This is a genomic window from Frankia sp. CgMI4 (genome assembly GCF_001756285.1).
GTDB classification, from domain to species: domain Bacteria; phylum Actinomycetota; class Actinomycetes; order Frankiales; family Frankiaceae; genus Frankia; species Frankia casuarinae.
The window spans coordinates 47,106-65,014 of record NZ_MAQZ01000025.1 but is presented as its reverse complement, the minus strand read 5'-3'; the positions used below and the strand labels follow the sequence as shown (position 1 = coordinate 65,014).

Genomic DNA, 17,909 nt, shown 5'->3' with positions numbered 1-17,909 from the left:
CGATCTGTGCGGCAAGACGGTCGAAAGCGGACTGCTCGACTCGGGCACCCACCAGATCGCCACCGTGCTGTTCCGTCAGATCACCCGGGTGAAGGGAGCGGGCTGCGTCGTCCGTCCGGTGACCGGGAACCGGATAACCGAGGCGCTCCAGAAACTTCACTCCACCGGCGTGGATCACGCCGACGCGGTCCTGTGGGCGGCGGGCGCTCCCACGATGGCGGTCCAGGAATATAACGACAGCTACCAGAAGATCAAATTCGTGCCACTCGACGACTGGCAGTCGGCGATCCAGCGGGACTGGTACTCCCAGTACCTCGATGTCGGAGCCAACGTCTTCACAAGGGCCGCTATCGAGCCGGGTGACTACAACCTCATCCCGTCCCAGCCGACAGCGACCCTCGCGGTGCCGAACGGCATCGTCGCCAGTAGGTACGCCGATCCCGCGCTGGTCGAGTTCGCCGCCTGGATGATGGACGAGCACTCCGCCGAGTTCAAGGCCACCCTGTGGGCCACTCATCAGGCGCAGGCGCAGGCGCGCCGCCTCGGTTTCGCGACTCCCGGCTCCTTCATCGCGACCAACATCTGCCGGTACGTCCCGCTACATCCGGCGGCGGAGAGATACTATACACATGCGCTCGGTTATCCGACGGGATGCCCGGCCCCGACCCCCTGACCTCCGGTTCACTTGTTGACCCATCAAGAGGGTGGCCCGTAGCGTCGATCCGGGCAGGCGCCAGGCAACGGGCAGGGCGGTACCGGGCAGGGCGACGGTCGATCCGCCGTCATTGTGATGGTTGTGACGAGGGAGAACCCATGGAGAACGCAGTCATCGTCGATGGGGTACGCACGGCGTCGGGACGGGGCAAGCCGGGTGGGGCGCTGTCCGAGACCCATCCGGTGGAGCTGCTGGCCACCGTGCTGAAGGCACTGATCGCCCGTAACGACCTTGATCCGGCGCTGGTCGACGACGTCATCGCCGGGTGTGTTGACCAGGCCGGCGAGCAGGCCGTCAACATCGGGCGCACCGCGGTGCTGTCGGCCGGGTTCCCCGAGTCGGTGCCGGCCACCACGATCGACCGCCAGTGCGGCTCGAGCCAGCAGGCCGCCCATTTCGCCGCGCAGGGGGTGCTCGCCGGCGCCTACGACATCGTCATCGCCGCCGGGGTGGAGTCGATGAGCCGGGTGCCGATGGGCTCCACCACTTTCGGCAAGGACCCCAACGGCCCGAGCCTGCACGCCCGCTACCCGGAGGGCCTGGCCCACCAGGGCATCGGCGCGGAGCTCGTCAGCGCCCGATGGAAGATCAACCGGGAGGACCTGGACATCTTCTCCGCGCGGTCGCACCAGCTCGCGGCGGCCTCCGTCGCGGCGGGGGACTTCGCCGGGGAGATCGTCCCGGTCGAGATCACCCTTCCGGACGGCACGACAGCCCAGCACACCGTGGACGAGACGGTCCGAGCGACCACGACCGTCGAGACGCTGGCGAAGCTCAAGCCGTCCTTCTACACCGAGGCGTACGCCGCCCGCTTCCCGGAGATCACCTGGAACATCACCCCGGGTAACTCCTCCCCGCTGACCGACGGCGCCTCGGCCGTCCTGATCATGAGCGAGACCAGGGCGAACAAGCTCGGCCTGCGGCCACGGGCCCGGTTCCACACGTTCGCGCTCGCCGGGGACGACCCGTTGCTCATGCTGACCGCGCCGATCCCGGCAACCCGCAAGGCGCTCAAGCGCGCCGGTCTGAGCATCGACGACATCGACGCCTTCGAGGTCAACGAGGCGTTCGCGCCCGTGCCGCTCATGTGGGCCCGCGACACCGGTGCCGACCCGGCGAAGCTCAACCCGCGCGGGGGCGYCATCGCGCTGGGCCACCCGCTGGGCGGATCGGGCACCCGCCTGCTCACCACGATGCTCAACTACCTGGAGGCCACCGGCGGCCGTTACGGCCTGCAGACGATGTGCGAGGGCGGCGGCATGGCCAACGCCACCATCATCGAACGGCTCTGACCTCCACCGGCCGACCTCCACCGGCCGATCCGCCGGTATCGGCCTAGCCGGTATCGGTCCACTGGTCCGCGCCCGGTGCACCGTGGGAGCCGGCCCTCACGCCGTGAACGCGGCCACGGTGAGCTGCCGCACGGCGGGATCCCGGCATGCCTGCGTGTCCGGGCCGCTCAGCCGCAGCGCCTCGGTGTTCCCCGGCGGGTACACGCGCAGCGCGGCGACCGGCGCGGTCCCCGAGGGAGGCGTGCAGCTTTCCGCYACGCCGAGATGCAGGATGCGCAGGACCGCCGTCGCGGCACCCCCGGGCACGAGCCGCACCGGCGCGCCCGCCGGCCCCGTGTGCTCCGCCGCCGCGCCCACCTGCCGGCCGGCCGCGTCCACGAACGACACGCCGGGGAATCCGCGTACCACGCAGGGGCTGTGACCGATGTTGGTCAGGACCAGCCGTTCGTAGTCGCTGCCCGCGGTTCCCTGGCGGTCGACGCTGCTCAGAGCGAGCTGAGCGGTCCGGCACCGGGCCGCCACGGACGTCGCCGGAGCCGCCACCGCGGTGGCGGTACCCCCGCCGCCCGGGCCCGCGCCGCATCCGGCGACGAAGATCGACGTCGCGGCCAGGGCGAGTACCGCCGGAAGAGCCCTCCCACGAGACCTGTGCATGACGACCTCCTCGTCGCGCGGCGAGCCGGCTTGCCGGCAAGCCACCCGGTGATGTCACCTACTCCCTTCCCACTGCTACCCTCCGTGACACCGTCGGAGATCCGTCATACCGGGCTCCAGCGCTCTTGTTCTCATCGGCGCGTCCGGTTCCTCACCATCGCGTCCGGCCCACGCCCGCCGATCGACCTTTCTCCAGTACCGGRCCTGCCGGGCCACGGCACCGGACTGGCTGACTGGCTGGCCGGCCGGCCCACACAGTGATCTTCTACCGAGGCCCACTCGGGGTCTGGACCGTGCGCCAACCAGAGGTCATCGTGAAACGGACGGGCTATGAAGCGCGTTGTTGCCGCGTGACGGGGTAGRCCCGCGGGCCGGGTCGTCCCGCACCGACCGGAAGGGATCATGAAAGTCTCCGAAGACGCCGGATGTAGTTCCGGCCGACCCACGCGCGAAGAAGCGCCCGCGGGGGTCGACCGATGATCGAGGCGCTTCTGTTGGTACTCAGCCTGGTGCTCGTGGCCGCCTGCGGCGTTTTCGTCGCGGCCGAGTTCGCTTTCGTCACGGTGGACCGGCCCTCGGTGGAGCGGGCCGCCGAACGCGGTGATCGGGGCGCCCGCGGGGTGCTCACCGCGCTGCGCGGTCTGTCCACCCAGCTGTCCGGCGCCCAGCTCGGGATCACCGTCACCAACCTGATGATCGGTTTTCTGGCGGAGCCCGCCATCGCACGGCTGCTCGAGGGGCCGATCACCTCGCTCGGCGCCTCGGACGGGCTCGCCCGGGCGGCGTCGGTGGCGATCGCTCTGGTCCTCGCGACGGGCCTGACGATGGTGTACGGCGAGCTGCTCCCGAAGAACCTGGCGATCGCCCATCCCCTCGGCACCGCGTTGGCGGTGCAGGCTCCCCAGCGTGCCTTCACGAAGGCCACCGGCCTGCTGATCCGCTCGCTGAACATCACGGCGAACGCGGTGCTGCACCGCCTCGGCATCTCRCCACGCGAGGAGCTGGCCTCGGCCCGTTCGGCTCAGGAGCTGTTCTCCCTCGTCGGGCGGTCCGCCGAGCACGGCACCCTCTCCCACGAGACGGCGACGCTGGTGCAGCGCTCCCTGCTGTTCGGTGACCGGACCGCCGAGGACGTCATGACACCCCGGATGCGCATGCGCACCATCCACGCCGACGAACCGGTCAGCGAGGTCATCACCCTCACCCGGCGCACCGGGCACTCCCGCTTCCCGGTACTCGGCACGGACAGCGACGACGTCGTGGGCCTCATCCACGTGAAGAACGCGGTCGCCGTCCCCGAAGACGCCCGGGACCATACCCCGGTACGCGACGTGATGGTCCCGCCGGTGACCGTGCCCTCGACGATCCTRCTCGACCCCCTGCTGGAGACACTGCGTGCCGGCGGCATGCAGATAGCGATCGTGGTTGACGAGTTCGGCGGCACCGACGGGCTGGTCACCGCCGAGGACCTCATCGAGGAGATCGTCGGCGACGTCGTCGACGAACACGACCGGGTCAGCCCGCGCGCCCTGCGCCGGCGGGACGGCAGYTGGCTGCTCTCCGGCCTGCTGCGCCCGGAGGAGGCCCGCAACGTCACGGGGATCGACATCCCCGCGGACGACACCTACCAGACCCTGGGCGGTCTGATGGCCCGGGCGCTGGGACGCATCCCCCGGGCGGGCGACACGGCGGCCGTGGAGGGCGTGCGGTACACCGTCGAGCGGATGGACGGCCGGCGGGTCGACCGGATCCGTCTGGGCCCGATCGCACCGACGGACGCCACGCCGGAGACGGATGCGGATCCACCGGTCGCGGACCCCGCGGATCGCCGCCCCGGCGCAGACCCGGCAGACCCGGCAGACCCGGCAGACCCGGCAGACCCGGCAGACCCCGCAGACCCCGCAGACCCGGCAGACCCGGCCGCCGAGGGGGCCGAGGAGGCCGAGACCGCCTCGGCCGGAAGGGCGGGGTGGGGATGACCGACCTGCTGGCGATCGTCGCCACCGTCGTCCTGCTGGCGCTGAACGCGCTGTTCGTCGGGGCCGAGTTCGCGCTGATCTCGGCCCGGCGGTCGAACTTGGAGCCGATGGCCGAGGCGGGCTCACGACTGGCAAAGATCACCCTTGGGGCGATGGAGAACGTCTCGTTGATGCTCGCCGGGGCGCAGCTTGGCGTCACCGTCTGCACCCTGGGCCTCGGCGCTCTCGGGGAACCGGCGGTCGCGCATCTGCTCCGCGGGCCGTTCGAGGCGGYCGGGATGCCCTCCGCCCTGCTGCACCCGGTGGCCTTCGCCATCGCGCTGGGCCTGGTGACCTTCCTGCACGTGGTCGTCGGCGAGATGGTCCCGAAGAACATCGCGCTGGCGATGCCGGAGCGTGCGGTCCTGCTGCTCGCCCCGCTCCTGGTCGGAGTCGTCCGAGGCGGCAAGCCGGTCATCGCGCTGCTCAACACGATCGCGGCCGTGTCGTTGCGGCTCGTCGGTGTCGAACCGAAGGACGAGATCGCGAGCGTCTTCACCCGCGACGAGGTCGCCGGACTCATCGAGGAGTCGCATCGGGAGGGTCTGCTCGCCGAGGACGAGCACGACCTGCTGACCGGGGCGCTGTCGTTCGAGGAACGCACCGCGCGTGCCGTCCTGCTCCCGCCGGACGGGCTGGTCACCGTGTCCCCGGCGGTCACTCCCCGGCAGGTCGAGCAGCTCGCCGCGCGCACCGGATTCACCCGCTTCCCGGTGCGGGACCCCGAGGGCGGGCTGATCGGCTACCTGCACCTCAAGGACGTGCTGGAGACCCGGYCGGAGCGGCGGTCCAGCTCGRTCGCGGCCAAGTGGATCCGGCCGCTGGYCCGGGTCGGCGCCGACGACAACCTGCGGACGGCACTGGCGACAATGCAGCACTCCGGCGCGCATCTGGCCAGGGTCACCGACGCCGACGGTACGGTCCTCGGGCTCGTCGCGCTGGAGGACATCCTGGAGGAGCTGGTCGGGGAGATCCGCGACGACGCCGTTCGCACGGCCGTGGTCCCCACCCACCAGCCCGCCTGAACCGTCCGGTCCCGTATCTCCCGTATCTCCCCGGCTACCTTGCCTATCCAGGCCTATCCAGAGGCTTTTGTGCCTGATTTATCCCTCTGGATAGGCAAGGTGGGGATCAGCGGCGGGGGTCCCGGGCGACGATGACCGCCATCGACGGCGCCCACCAGTAGCTGCAGTCCGCCGGCGGCTGCAGGCCGTCAACGACGCGCACGCTGAAGGTGCGGAAGTAGCGGAGCAGGGCCCGCTGATGCCGCCGGGACACCGAGTCGATCTCGTTCGAGTAGTAGGTGAACGAACCGCCGTCGGCCAGGTGGTCGGCGGCGTGCGCGAAGAAGTGCTCGGCGAAGGTGGAACTGCGCACGAAGTACTCGTCGACCTCGGTCTCGTCAAGGGGGTAGGTGTCAAAGAGGATGCCGTCGAACCGGCCGAGGCCGGGCATGGTCTCCTGCCAACGCCCGGTGACGATCTCCACCCCGCGGCGCCCCGCGGGGCGGGCCCACTGCTCGGCGACGCGCACCGTGGCCGGGTTCGCCTCGATGATCGTGTGCCGGGCCGGACCGATCTCCTGGACGAACCCGGCGGACAGGCCCAGGCCGAACCCGACCTCGAGGACGGTACCGCCCGGCCGGGTCACCTCGGCGGCCAGCGCCCGCATCAACGGCGCCTCCCAGGTCTGCATCACCTCCTGGCCGGAGACGAGCAGCGTGCCGTCGACCACCGCGGGGACCGCCGCGTCGATGGCTGTGTCGATCGTCGGACGAGGCGCYCCGGCCACCATCGTGCCGGCCGTCTCATCCAGCGCGCTGAGATCGGCGACGAACTCGTCAAGGGCCCGGTCGAGCAGCAACCGCCGTGGCTCCTCGGAGACCGGGGCGAGCAGGGAGCGCGAGGTCGGGGTCAGTGTCACGTCGAACTTCGCCGCACGGCGGAGCACAGGACCTCCCAGATCATGCATCTTTGCCGGTATTGCGCTATGTTCCATCCATACTGGTTCTGTCCATACTGCGATCTTCCATCCCTTACTGCGATACTCGGCCTGTGCACCCGCACCCGTCCAGGCATCCGCCATATCTGAGAGGRTCGCCGGTCTCGGCGCACCTTGGGAGCGGGGCACGGTGACGGGGACGACGCCACCTCCGCTGCCCGGCGACGCCGTGCRCCCGCTTCAGCTGACCGATCCGCGGCGGCTCGGGGTCTACCAGGTGATCGGCCGGCTCGGGCAGGGCGGCATGGGCACCGTCTTCCTCGGCCGGGCACCCGACGGAAGCGCCGTCGCGATCAAGATGATCAGGCCGGAGCTCGCGCAACGGCCCGAATTCYGCGCCCGGTTTGCCCGCGAGGCCGAGAGTGCTCGTCGGGTCCGCCGGTTCACCACGGCCGCCGTGCTGGACGCTGATCCGTACGGGCCCCAGCCCTATCTCGTGACCGAGTTCGTCGAGGGTCCGACGCTGTCGAGGCGCGTCTCCGTACGGGGGCCGCTGCGGCCCGCCGATCTCGAACAGCTCGCGGTCAGCGTGACGACCGCCCTGAGCGCCATCCACGCGGCCGGGATCGTGCACCGCGACCTCACCCCCGGCAACGTCCTGCTGTCCCCGGTCGGCCCCAAGGTGATCGACTTCGGCCTGGCCCGCGAGTTCAACGCGGACACCGACCTGAGCCACAACGTCCGGCACGCCATCGGTACGCCCGGTTACATGTCCCCGGAGCAGATCCTCGACGCACCGATCACCTCGGCGGTCGACATCTTCGCCTGGGGCGCCGTCATAATCTTCGCCGCCACCGGGCACGCSCCGTTCGGCACCGGTCGCATCGACGCCATTCTCTACCGCATCGTCAACGAGCCGCCGCGGCTCGACGGAGTTGGCGGCGAGTTGCGCAACCTCGTCGAGATCGCGATGGCGAAGGACCCGGCGGCCCGGCCGAGCGCGGAGGAGCTGCGGACGGCGCTGATCGGCGGGGGTACCCTCCCCGCGCGCCCGGAGCCCGGCTCCATACCGTCCGGACCGCCCGGCGCCGGGCCCACCGGACGTGCCCGCCGCTGGGCTCGGCGCCGGCCGTCAGGCGCCGCGGGGTCGGCGCCCAGGTCGGAGCCGCCGCCCCGCGGCACGGGCAGCACCGGCAGCACCGGCAGCACCGGCGGTACCGCCGCGAACGTGGCGGACATGCCCGTCACCCAGCTGTCCCCGCCGCCTGTCGCCTCGCCGCCGCCGATCCCAGCCCGGACCCCGCCGCCGATACCGGCCCGGACCTCCCCGCCGCGTGGACAGCCCGGGTCGGTACCCCCGCATCCAGCAGGAACCCCACACCCGCCGGCACCCAGCCCATCACCGGCCCCATCCAGGCTGCGGTGGTCTCGGACGGCACTGCTCGTCGCCGGACTCGCCATCGCGATCACCGCCGCAACGGTGCTGATCATCGTGCCGCGCGGCGGTGGCCCGTCGCCGGTGTCGGCGGCCGACCGCGCGTCCATCTCGTCGCGCCTGGCCGCGGACGCGGCGGCCCAGCGGGCCCGGCAACCGGACCTGGCCGGCCGGCTGAGCCTCGCGGCCTACCGGATCGCCCCGACGGAGGCCGCGCGCGCGGCCGTCCTCGCGTCCTTCGCCCAGTCCACCGCCGCGCGGATCCCCGCCGGCCCCGCGGCCTTCTCCGACATCGCGCTCAGCCCGGACGGCACGACCCTCGCCGGCACCGACGACACCGGCAGCCTCCACCTCTGGAAGGTCGACGCTGCCGGCCGGCCCACCGCCACCACCGGGGGCTCCGCGAACGACCATGCRCACGGCGTCGTGTTCGACCGCTCGGGCACCCGACTCGCGACGGGTGGGGAGACCGACGCCGGCCGGCTATGGGACATCGCCGATCCGGCGCGCCCCCGGCCGCTCAGCACGCTCGACCCCCAGGCCACGCCGGTCCATCGGCTCGCGTTGTCGAGCAGCGCGCATCTGCTCGTCACCGCCGGCGAGGACTGGTCGGTGGGGCTGTGGGACGTCGCCGACCCGGCGCGGCCCGTCTCGATCCAGTTGCTGATCGGCCGCGCCGGGCCGGTGACGGATGTGGCACTGCGGCCGGACGGCGCCGTCCTCGCCATCGCCGGCGCCGGCGGCCCCGTGCAACTGTGGAACGTCCGCGACCCCCGCAGGCCCGTCCAGACGGCCTCGGTGCCCGGCCACACCGGTGCGGTGAACACCGTCGCGTTCAGTCCGGACGGACGGCGGCTGGCCACCGGCGGCGACGACCGGATCCTGCAGGTCTCCGACGTCGGCGATCCCGACCATCCGCGGGTCCTGCGCCGGCTGTCCGGCCACACCGCCCCCGTCGCCGCCGTCGCCTTCACCACCGACGATCATCTGGTGAGCGCGGACGGCGGTGGCGCGGTCGCCTACTGGGACCTCTCCGCCCCCACACCCCCGATGACCCCCCTGGGCGTCCTGGACGCACCCGCCCGGGCGGTGGCCGGGACCGGCACCGAGACCGTCGCGCTGACCACCGACAAGGGGTCGGTCCTCCTCGGGACGCTCGACCCGGCCAGGCTGCGCCGGCTGGCCTGCGCCAAGCCGGGCGCGGCCCTGAGCCCGGCCGAATGGAGCCGGCTCGTTCCCCGCCTCCCCTACACCGACTCCTGCTCCGGTTAGGACCGCTCCCCGGTCCGGTTAAGGCCCGTTCTCCCGCTCCGGTGCGGACCGCTCCCCGGCGCCGTCCGGCACGTCACGCCCCGGGGCCCGGCGACGCCGACAGCCGAGCTCACCCGCACGCCCGGTCCTCACCCGCGGCCGCTCGCAGGTGACCGCCCCCGCACGCGGGGGCGGTCGGGGGCGGGGGCGGCTAGGCCGGTACGGGTCCCACGCCGGCCGTCAGGCTCGCGAGCTTGGCGACGTTCTCCCCGACCGTGTCGTCGTTGCGGGGGACGTAGTGCGCGTCGAAGGCGATCTTCCGGCCGTTCGCCAGGTAGTAGCGCAGGAAGGCGGCGGTCGCTGGCCGGCGCAGGGCGTCCGTGCGGGCGTAGACGAACAGCGGCTTGCACAGCGGCAGGTAGAGGCCGGTACCGACCGACACGGCGTTCGGCGCGACGCACCCGTCACCATTGTTGATTTCGACACCGCGCAGCTTGGTGCCGAAGGTCTCGTAGGTGGGGAAGTCGAGGTAGCCGATGGCCGAGCGGTCGGCGGCCACGTCGTTGGCGACCCCGCTGAGATCGGTCTGCCGGTAGTCGCGGGACCGGTCACTGGCGTCACTGATCGTGGCGTTGAACACCTGCGCCTGCACGGAGCCGCGCGGCGGCCCGACAAACGTGATCGGCTCGTCCGGGAACGACGGGTCGATCTGGCTCCACCGGGTGACGGCGGAACCGGCCCCCCACACCTGCTTGACCTGCTGCAGGGTCAGACAGTGCAGCCAGGTGTTCCGCGGGTTGACCACGATCGGCAGGGTGTGGTGCGCCACCTCGAACCCGACGACCTTCTTCTCGCAGTCGGGGTTCTTGATGAACCCGGGATTGAGTTCGAACGAGGCGTCGGCGATGTCGGCCTTGCCGCTGCACAGCGCGGCGAAACCGTCCTCGGTCGTCGTGGACTCGATGCTGACGGTGACGTTGCGCTGGACCTGACGAAATTCGTTATAGGCGGTCTCGGTAATCGGGGCGACCTCCGAGGATCCCGCCACCCGGACGAGGTTCGCGGCGGAGGCGGGTGGCCCGGTCGGGCCGGTGGCGGATGGGGCCGGCGACGCGGTGACCGCCGGGGCGGCCACCGCATCCGCCCCGGAGCCCGCCCCGGAGTCACGGCCGGTCAGCACCACGGCGAAGGTCGTCCCGAGAGCCAGGAAGAGGACCACGACAATGGCGGCGACGACCGCGGCCCGCCGGGAGCCGAAGATTCCCCGGCCGTCCCCGGCGGAGGCACCGTGCGGGCCGCCCACACCGCCCGTCGAGAAGTCCGAGGGCAGGTCGAGCTTCCCCGGCGGCCCGAGCAGAACGTGGTCCCGATCGGCGCCCACCGTCATGAGGCCGGGTGGGATCCGGTGACCGGACGTGTCGGACGGGCCCGGCCCGCCGACGACGATCCCCGGCGGCGGGGAATCCGCCGCGCCACCCGAGGAGATCATCGTGTCGTCCCCGGCGCCCAAGCCGTGCGGCGCGGAGCCGTCCGGGCCGCTGAGCACCGTCGCCGCGGCCGTCACGCCGTCCGCCTCCGGCACGCCTCGGATCCCGGCCGGACCCGCCGCGCCCGCGAACCCCCTCGGCCCGGACAGCCCCCTCGGCCCGGACAGGAAGGGCGGCCGCGAGACCAGGTCCGCGGCGTCCGGCGGCCGGATCACCGCGGTGACGTCGGAGGGTTCCTGAGCAGAGGGTTCCTGGGCGTCACCGACCTCGCCCGACGCGCCGAAACCGCCGGCGGTCACCGCCCCGACGGCTCCAAAGGCCGCGGGCGCACCCGGAACACCCGGAACACCCGGAACACCCGGTGCACTCCCGGCGCCGACGGYGCCGAACCGGTCAGCGAGGTCGGCGGCGAGCAGTGCCGCGCCCATCGCCACATCCGCGTCCGAACCGTGGTCGATCCGGCCGATCCCGCTGAAGGTCTCCCGCAGCCGGCGGGCCACCAGCGGAAGGTGGGAGATCCCGCCGGACAACAGGATCCGGGACAGCTCGGCGGAGGTCACCGGCACCGAGCGGAGCGCCCGGCGAAAGGTCATGATTGTGTCATCGACAATCGGGCCGATGAGGGTCTCCAGCTCCGCCCGGCTCAGCGTGACGAAGGTATCGGCTCCGGGAAGGGAGACCGGAACGTCAACCTCGTCCTCACCGGAAAGGATCTCCTTCGCCTGCGCGCATTCCCGCCGCAGCCTGCCGAGCGCGGTCCGGATCATCGGGTCGGAACGGTCGAGCGCCGCACGCTCGACACCCGCGCCGGTCAGCACCCGGTCGACCAGGAGCTCGTCGAGCTCGAGGCCGGCGCCGTGGCRCAGACCCGCGGCCAAGCCGAGCAGCTGGAACCCGAACGGCGAGAAGGACAGGATCCCCGTGTCGAGGAAGCCGGCGCCGAAGTCGTACCATCCGACCAACTCGACGGTCTGGGTCGAGGAGCCGTGAGACAGCAGGGTTCCGATCGCGTCGGCGGCCGGGAACGCCGCGACGGGCACCGTGACATCGGAGAGCTGGCTCACGGCGTCCGCGAACACCTCGCGCCGGGCCGCCGACCAGAACGTCGGGAACGTCACGACGACCTGGTCCGGTTCCGACCCGAGCTGCTCGGTGGCGGCCGTGACGAGGTAGGACACCAACCGGGCAATCAGCCCCTCCCGGCTGTAGGCGGCACCCCCGAGCAGAACGGGACCGCTGTCCCCGAGCGGGCGCAGGAGGTCGGTTGCGGCACGCTCGGGGTCGACCAGCGACCGGCGGTCCGCCGAGCGCGCGAACTGCAGGCCACCGGCCGGGGCGGCGTAGATCACCGACGGCAGGCGACGCTGACCGCTCAGTTCGAGCACGCGGGGCCAGCCTCCGTCCGCCACCCCGACGATCGTGTTCGCGGACCCGAGGTCGATACCCAGCTGATAGCTCACCGCGTCTCCCGAAACCCACGCGATCATCACGGCGACCGGAGCCACGGTACTCCGCTCGGCCGCCGGAGATCCTTCCACTCCCGTTACCACGATCATCGTAGACGTTTGACCAGGCAATATTTGTGTCCGGGAGCGGACAAAATATTTCCGGCTCCCGTTGAGCCGGTGAGCAGGTCCCTGAGTTGCCGAATGGTGCCGGACGGTGCCGAATGGTGCCGAGCCCCGGCCCGACCGGCCTGCCGTGGGCGGAACTGTGGAGGGTTAGGCACAGTCCAGCGGCCGTGGGCCGTTCCTAACCCTCCACACTTTTCCGTCGTGGCTTTCCGTCGCGGCTTTCCGCGGCGTCGGAGGGTGCCGCGGCCCGGCCCTCGTGGGCGGCCAGGCCATCATGYGCGGCGAGGATGGCGTCGGCGGCCAGGCTCGGGGGGAGGGTGCCGTCGCGGACCCGCCGTTCAAGGTCCGGAGTGATCTCGCGGACCCCCGGATCGGCCCGCAGGCCCGCGAGCAGCCGATCGTGGACCATCGCCCACATCCAGTCGACCTGCTGGCGGCGGCGGCGGGCGGCGAGTTCGCCGGAGGCGTCGAGGGTGTCCTGATGCTTGACGATCTGCGCCCAGACAGTGTCCAGCCCCGTCCGCTCCACCGCGCTGCACGTCAGCACCGGGGTGTTCCAGTCCCGGAGACCGGCGGGGCCCTGCAGCAGCCGCAGCGCGCCGGCGAGTTCCCGGGCGGCACGGCGGGCGTCGAGCTCGTGCGGCCCGTCGGCCTTGTTCACCGCGATGACGTCGGCGAGCTCCAGCACCCCCTTCTTGATGCCCTGGAGCTGATCCCCCGTGCGGGCCAGGGTCAGGAACAGGAAGGTGTCGACCATGTCGGCGACGGTCGTCTCCGACTGGCCGACGCCGACCGTCTCGACCAGGACAACGTCGTAGCCCGCCGCCTCCATGACGACCATCGCCTCGCGGGTCGCCTTGGCGACGCCACCGAGCGTCCCCGCGGTGGGCGAGGGCCGGATGAACGCCGCCGGATCGGTGGACAGCGCCGCCATCCGGGTCTTGTCCCCCAGGATGCTGCCGCCGGTACGCGTCGAGGAGGGGTCGACGGCGAGCACCGCCACCTGGTTTCCCTTCCCGGTGAGCATGGTGCCCAGCGCGTCGATGAACGTCGACTTGCCCACCCCGGGCACCCCGGTGATGCCGATCCGACGGGCCTTGCCCGCGTGCGGCAGCAACGTCACCAGCAGCTGCTGCGCGAGCTCCTGGTGGTCGGGCCTGGTGGACTCGACGAGGGTGATGGCCCGCGCGATCCAGGTCCGCGACGAGGCCAGCACCCCGTCGGCGTACTCACCCGGATCGATCGGTCGTCGGGTCACCATGCCGGATACCATGCCGGATCTGCCGTCACTCGGGGCGGGTCAGGCCGCGGGGTGAGCGGGGTGAGCGGGGTGACCGAGCTGGGCCGACAGGGTCGCGAGCAGGTCCAGCGCGGCGTCGGCGATGACCGTGCCGGGCGGGAAGATCGCGGCGGCGCCGGCGGCCCGCAGCTCGTCGAAGTCGCCGGGAGGGATGACCCCGCCGACCACGATGAGGATGTCGGGCCGATCGAGCGCGGCGAGCTCCTCGCGCAGCGCGGGCACCAGGGTGAGGTGGCCGGCGGCCAGCGAGTTGACGCCGATGATCTGGACGTCCGCCTCGACGGCCTGGCGGGCGACCTCGGCCGGGGTCTGGAACAGCGGGCCGACGTCCACGTCGAAGCCGAGGTCGGCGAACGCGGTGGCGATCACCTTCTGGCCGCGGTCGTGACCGTCCTGGCCCATCTTCGCGACCAGGATCCGGGGCCGGCGACCCTCGGCGCGTTCGAAGGCGGCGGCGGCCTCGCGGGCGGCGACGATGTTACCGGCGGGTCCCGCCTCGTCCCGGTACACCCCGGAAATGGTACGGATCTGGCCCGCGTGACGCCCGTAGACCTTCTCCAGCGCGTCGGAGATCTCCCCGACCGTCGCCTGAGCCCGGGCCGCGTCGACGGCGAGCGTCAGCAGGTTCTGCTCCAGCCCGGGGCCGCGGCGCCCGTCGCGGGCCGCGTCGGCCGCCGCGGTCAGGGCGTGCAGCGCCGCCTCCACCGCGGCCGGGTCACGGTCGGCGCGCAGCCGGCGCAGCTTCTCGATCTGCTCGGCGCGCACCGCCGAGTTGTCGACCTTGAGCACCTCGATGCCCTCGTCCGCGTCGACGCGGTACTTGTTCACTCCGATCAGCGGCTGGCGGCCGGAGTCGATGCGGGCCTGGGTGCGGGCGGCGGCCTCCTCGATACGCATCTTCGGGATCCCAGCGTCGATGGCCTGCGCCATGCCGCCCGAGGCCTCGACCTCGTCGATGTGCTCCCAGGCCCGGCGGGCCAGGTCGTGGGTGAGCCGCTCGACGTAGTAGCTGCCGCCCCACGGGTCGATCACCCGGGTGGTGCCGGACTCCTGCTGCAGCAGCAGCTGGGTGTTGCGGGCAATACGGGCCGAGAAGTCCGTCGGCAGGGCCAGCGCCTCGTCGAGGGCGTTGGTGTGCAGCGACTGGGTGTGCCCCTGGGTGGCGGCCATCGCCTCCACGCAGGTGCGCACCACGTTGTTGAACACGTCCTGGGCGGTCAGCGACCAACCCGAGGTCTGCGAGTGGGTCCGCAGCGACAGCGACTTGGCGCTCTTCGGGGTGAACTGGTTGACCAGCCGCGACCACAGCAGCCGGGCCGCGCGCAGCTTGGCGACCTCCATGAAGAAGTTCATGCCGATCGCCCAGAAGAACGACAGCCTTGGTGCGAACGCATCGATGTCCAGCCCCGCGCCCAGCCCTGCCCGGATGTACTCGACCCCGTCGGCCAGGGTGTAGGCGAGCTCCAGATCGGCCGTCGCCCCGGCCTCCTGCATGTGGTAGCCGGAGATCGAGATCGAGTTGAACCGCGGCATCCGCCGCGAGGTGAAGGAGAAGATGTCCGAGATGATCTGCATCGACGGCTGCGGCGGGTAGATGTAGGTGTTGCGGACCATGAACTCCTTGAGGATGTCGTTCTGGATGGTCCCGGCGAGCTGCCCCGGGGCCACCCCCTGCTCCTCGGCCGCGACGATGTAGAGCGCCAGCACCGGCAGCACGGCGCCGTTCATGGTCATCGACACGCTCATCTTGTCCAGCGGGATACCGTCGAACAGCTGGCGCATGTCGAGGATGGAGTCGATGGCGACGCCGGCCATGCCGACGTCGCCGGTGACCCGTGGGTGGTCGCTGTCGTAGCCGCGGTGGGTCGGCAGGTCGAAGGCGACCGACAGGCCCTTCTGCCCGGCGGCGAGGTTGCGCCGGTAGAAGGCGTTCGACGCGGCGGCGGTGGAGAACCCGGCGTACTGGCGGATGGTCCACGGCTGGGTGACGTACATCGCCGGGTATGGGCCGCGCAGGAAGGGCGCGATCCCCGGGTAGGTGCCCAGGAAGTCCAGGCCCGCGGTGTCGGCGGCGGTGTAGAGCGGCTTCACCGCGATGCCCTCGGGGGTATCCCAGGTCAGCGCGTCGGCGTCCTTGCCGGTCGCCGCCTCCAGGGCGGCCCGCCACTCACCCTCCGCCGTGTCCGCCCCGGCCGGCGTGGTGCCCAGCTCCACCGCGGAGAAGTCCGGGATCATCGTGGCACGTTGCGAGCTGTCCGTGGACATCAGGCCACCCCAACCTCGGCGAGCGCCGCCCGCAGCACGGCGACGGCGTCGCATCCAGTGAACACGTACCCGCCGATGCCCGCGGCGGCGTCGGTCCGCGCGCGCGCACCGGCCTGGCCCGCGAGCCACACCCGGCTCGCCCCGGCGGCCCGCAGCGCCTCGGCGACCGGCCCGGCGTGCTCGGCGTATACCTTGTCGGCCGAGCACAGACAGGCCACGGTGGCCCCGGAGGCGCTGAACGCCGCCGCGATCGACGCCGGGTCCGTGCCCGGGCCGGACGTCGGAGTCTCGAACCCGCCCGCCTGGAACAGGTTGGCGGCGAAGGTGGCGCGCGCGGTCGAGGCCGCCGCGCTGCCCAGGGTGGCCAGGAAGACCACAGGCCGGCCGCCCGTCGCCGCCAAGTGCGCGTCGGAACGGGCGCGCAGCTCCTCGAAGGTGAGGTCGTAGGTGACCTCCGGCAGCCCGGCGCCCACCGCCGTGGCGGCCTCCCCGCCGGCGCCGGCGGGGCTCGCGGCGGGCACGGGGCTCGCGGCGGGCACGGGGCTCGCGGCGGGCACGGCGGGCCGCTCGGGGAGCTTCTCGCCCAGGTTCGGGAACTCGCTCACCCCGGTGATCGGGTCCCGCCGGTGGGCGATCGCGTCGGAGCGCGTCGCCCAGGTGGCCGCGATCCGCTCGGCGACGAGCCCGGACCGCAGGCCGGCGACGATCCCGCCGGCCCGCTCGATCTCGGTGAACCAGGCCCAGGCCGCCTCGGCGAGCCCGGCGGTGAGCGACTCGACGTACCAGGAGCCACCGGCCGGGTCGGTCACCCGGATCAGGCTCGACTCCTCCTGCAGGAGGGCCTGGGTGTTGCGGGCGATCCGGCGGGAGAAGTCGTCGGACCGGCCGAGGCGCGTGTCGAACGGCAGGACAGTGACCGCGTCGGCGCCGCCGACACCGGCGCCGAAGCAGGCCAGCGTCGTGCGCAGCATGTTCACCCAGGGATCCCGGCGGGTCATCATCGCCGCCGAGGTGACCGCGTGCTGACGCTGGGCCCGGTCGGCCGGCTCAGCGCCGCACATCTCGGCGACCCGTGACCACATCCGGCGGGCGGCCCGCAGCTTCGCGATCGAGGAGAACTGATCGGCGGTGACCGCGTAGCGAAACTCGATCTGGGCGAGCGCCTCGGCAAGGCTCAGGCCGGCCTCGGTGAGCTCCCGCAGGTAGGTGACGCCGGTGGCCAGTGACGCCCCAAGCTCCTCGGCGTCACTGCCACCCGCGCGGTGGTACGGCTGGGCGTCGACGACGAGGGCGCGGATCCCGGGGAACTCCCGCACGCACCGGCCGGCGAGCGACACCGCCTCGGCGAGGCCCACCGGGCCGCCGGCCGGCAGGCCGGTCCGCGCGGCCAGACCGATCGGGTCGGCGCCGAGGCTGCCCGTGAGCTGCGAACCGGGCAGGCCGCGGGCGGCGACGAGGCCGAAGAACTCCTCGGCGGCCGCGGCGGTGAGCTCCCCCGCGTCCAGCACGATCGGCGCGAGGTCGAGGTAGACCTCGCGCAGCACCGCGCCGAGCCCGCCGATCGGCAGACCGGCGGGCCCCAGCCGCAGCCAGAGCGAGGTGGCGCCGTTCTCCAGATCGGCGAGGACCGCTTCGGCGGCGAGCGTGGCATCGGGGTTGTCATGCAGCGCGCGGACATCCCACCCGCCGGTGCCCGCGCCCTGCGCCCGCCCACCCCGCACGAACGGGGCGAACCCCGGCAGGCCCACCCCGCCGGCGGGGGTGTTCTCGGCGGTGTAGAGCGGACGGATCCGCAGACCGTCGTAGGTCCGCGTGGCCAACAGCTCCTCGACCTCGCCGGGAGTAGTCGCCTCGGTCGCCACGCCGGACTTGCGCAGCACCTGCAGGACGAGCGTCTGCCAATCGGCGCGCGTCGCCTCCGGAAAGTCTGAGGCCAGCGACAACCCGGCCGATGGAACGCTCATGTTCCGGATCGTA

11 protein-coding genes are annotated in these 17,909 nt (G+C 72.3%); 5 read left to right on the top strand and 6 right to left on the bottom strand.

Annotated features, from left to right (window positions below):
* Both Manayef4_RS02850 and Manayef4_RS02845 read left to right on the top strand, forming a co-directional pair.
* Positions 1 to 673: TAXI family TRAP transporter solute-binding subunit (locus Manayef4_RS02850; RefSeq protein ID WP_305773806.1), on the top strand; the 673-nt coding region annotated here is incomplete at its 5' end.
* Positions 674 to 813: 140 nt separating this feature from the next.
* Positions 814 to 2,007, top strand: coding sequence for an acetyl-CoA C-acyltransferase (locus Manayef4_RS02845; protein WP_070130532.1), 1,194 nt, complete (start codon positions 814 to 816; stop codon positions 2,005 to 2,007).
* A gap of 96 nt (positions 2,008 to 2,103) precedes the next feature.
* On the opposite strand, the gene Manayef4_RS02840 is transcribed toward Manayef4_RS02845, so the two are convergent.
* Entirely contained in the window at positions 2,104 to 2,661 is a 558-nt protein-coding gene (locus tag Manayef4_RS02840) for a DUF4232 domain-containing protein (RefSeq protein WP_011437383.1), read from the bottom strand.
* A gap of 476 nt (positions 2,662 to 3,137) precedes the next feature.
* On the opposite strand from Manayef4_RS02840, the gene Manayef4_RS02835 reads away from it, so the two are divergent.
* Together Manayef4_RS02835 and Manayef4_RS02830 are read left to right on the top strand one after the other, a co-directional pair.
* Positions 3,138 to 4,640 (top strand): hemolysin family protein, encoded by a 1,503-nt coding sequence (locus Manayef4_RS02835; RefSeq protein WP_023840799.1) that lies wholly within the window; start codon positions 3,138 to 3,140, stop codon positions 4,638 to 4,640.
* Positions 4,637 to 5,704: a hemolysin family protein gene (locus Manayef4_RS02830; RefSeq protein ID WP_070130531.1), complete on the top strand. Its 1,068-nt coding sequence runs from the start codon at positions 4,637 to 4,639 to the stop codon at positions 5,702 to 5,704. Before Manayef4_RS02835 ends, Manayef4_RS02830 begins: the two co-directional genes overlap by 4 nt.
* Positions 5,705 to 5,810: 106 nt before the next feature.
* Here Manayef4_RS02830 and Manayef4_RS02825 read toward each other — a convergent pair whose 3' ends face one another.
* The gene (locus tag Manayef4_RS02825; RefSeq protein ID WP_023840798.1) at positions 5,811 to 6,629 is read right to left on the bottom strand and encodes a class I SAM-dependent methyltransferase; all 819 of its coding nucleotides are present in this window, start codon (positions 6,627 to 6,629) and stop codon (positions 5,811 to 5,813) included.
* 181 nt (positions 6,630 to 6,810) lie between these two features.
* On the opposite strand from Manayef4_RS02825, the gene Manayef4_RS26445 reads away from it, so the two are divergent.
* Positions 6,811 to 9,327 carry a serine/threonine-protein kinase gene (locus Manayef4_RS26445; RefSeq protein WP_070130530.1) on the top strand — a complete coding sequence of 839 codons (2,517 nt, stop codon included), beginning with the start codon at positions 6,811 to 6,813 and terminating at the stop codon, positions 9,325 to 9,327.
* A gap of 190 nt (positions 9,328 to 9,517) precedes the next feature.
* On the opposite strand, the gene Manayef4_RS02815 is transcribed toward Manayef4_RS26445, so the two are convergent.
* From Manayef4_RS02815 to Manayef4_RS02800, 4 genes are all read right to left on the bottom strand, one after another.
* Positions 9,518 to 12,298, bottom strand: coding sequence for an Hsp70 family protein (locus Manayef4_RS02815; RefSeq protein ID WP_083282242.1), 2,781 nt, complete (start codon positions 12,296 to 12,298; stop codon positions 9,518 to 9,520).
* A 247-nt stretch (positions 12,299 to 12,545) separates the two neighbouring features.
* Positions 12,546 to 13,628: a methylmalonyl Co-A mutase-associated GTPase MeaB gene (meaB, locus tag Manayef4_RS02810; protein ID WP_049761101.1), complete on the bottom strand. Its 1,083-nt coding sequence runs from the start codon at positions 13,626 to 13,628 to the stop codon at positions 12,546 to 12,548.
* A 39-nt stretch (positions 13,629 to 13,667) separates the two neighbouring features.
* On the bottom strand, positions 13,668 to 15,932 hold the full coding sequence (gene scpA / locus Manayef4_RS02805; protein WP_011437390.1) for a methylmalonyl-CoA mutase: 2,265 nt from the start codon (positions 15,930 to 15,932) through the stop codon (positions 13,668 to 13,670).
* Entirely contained in the window at positions 15,932 to 17,896 is a 1,965-nt protein-coding gene (locus Manayef4_RS02800; RefSeq protein ID WP_070130529.1) for a methylmalonyl-CoA mutase subunit beta, read from the bottom strand. The genes scpA and Manayef4_RS02800 overlap by 1 nt, the downstream gene beginning before the upstream one ends.
* Positions 17,897 to 17,909: the final 13 nt, after the last annotated feature.

Excerpts from the sequence above, each read along its gene's own strand:
- scpA (WP_011437390.1), bottom strand. The coding sequence starts at position 15,932 with ATGTCCACGGACAGCTCGCAACGTGCCACGATGATCCCGGACTTCTCC.
- Manayef4_RS02800 (WP_070130529.1), bottom strand. The coding sequence starts at position 17,896 with ATGAGCGTTCCATCGGCCGGGTTGTCGCTGGCCTCAGACTTTCCGGAG.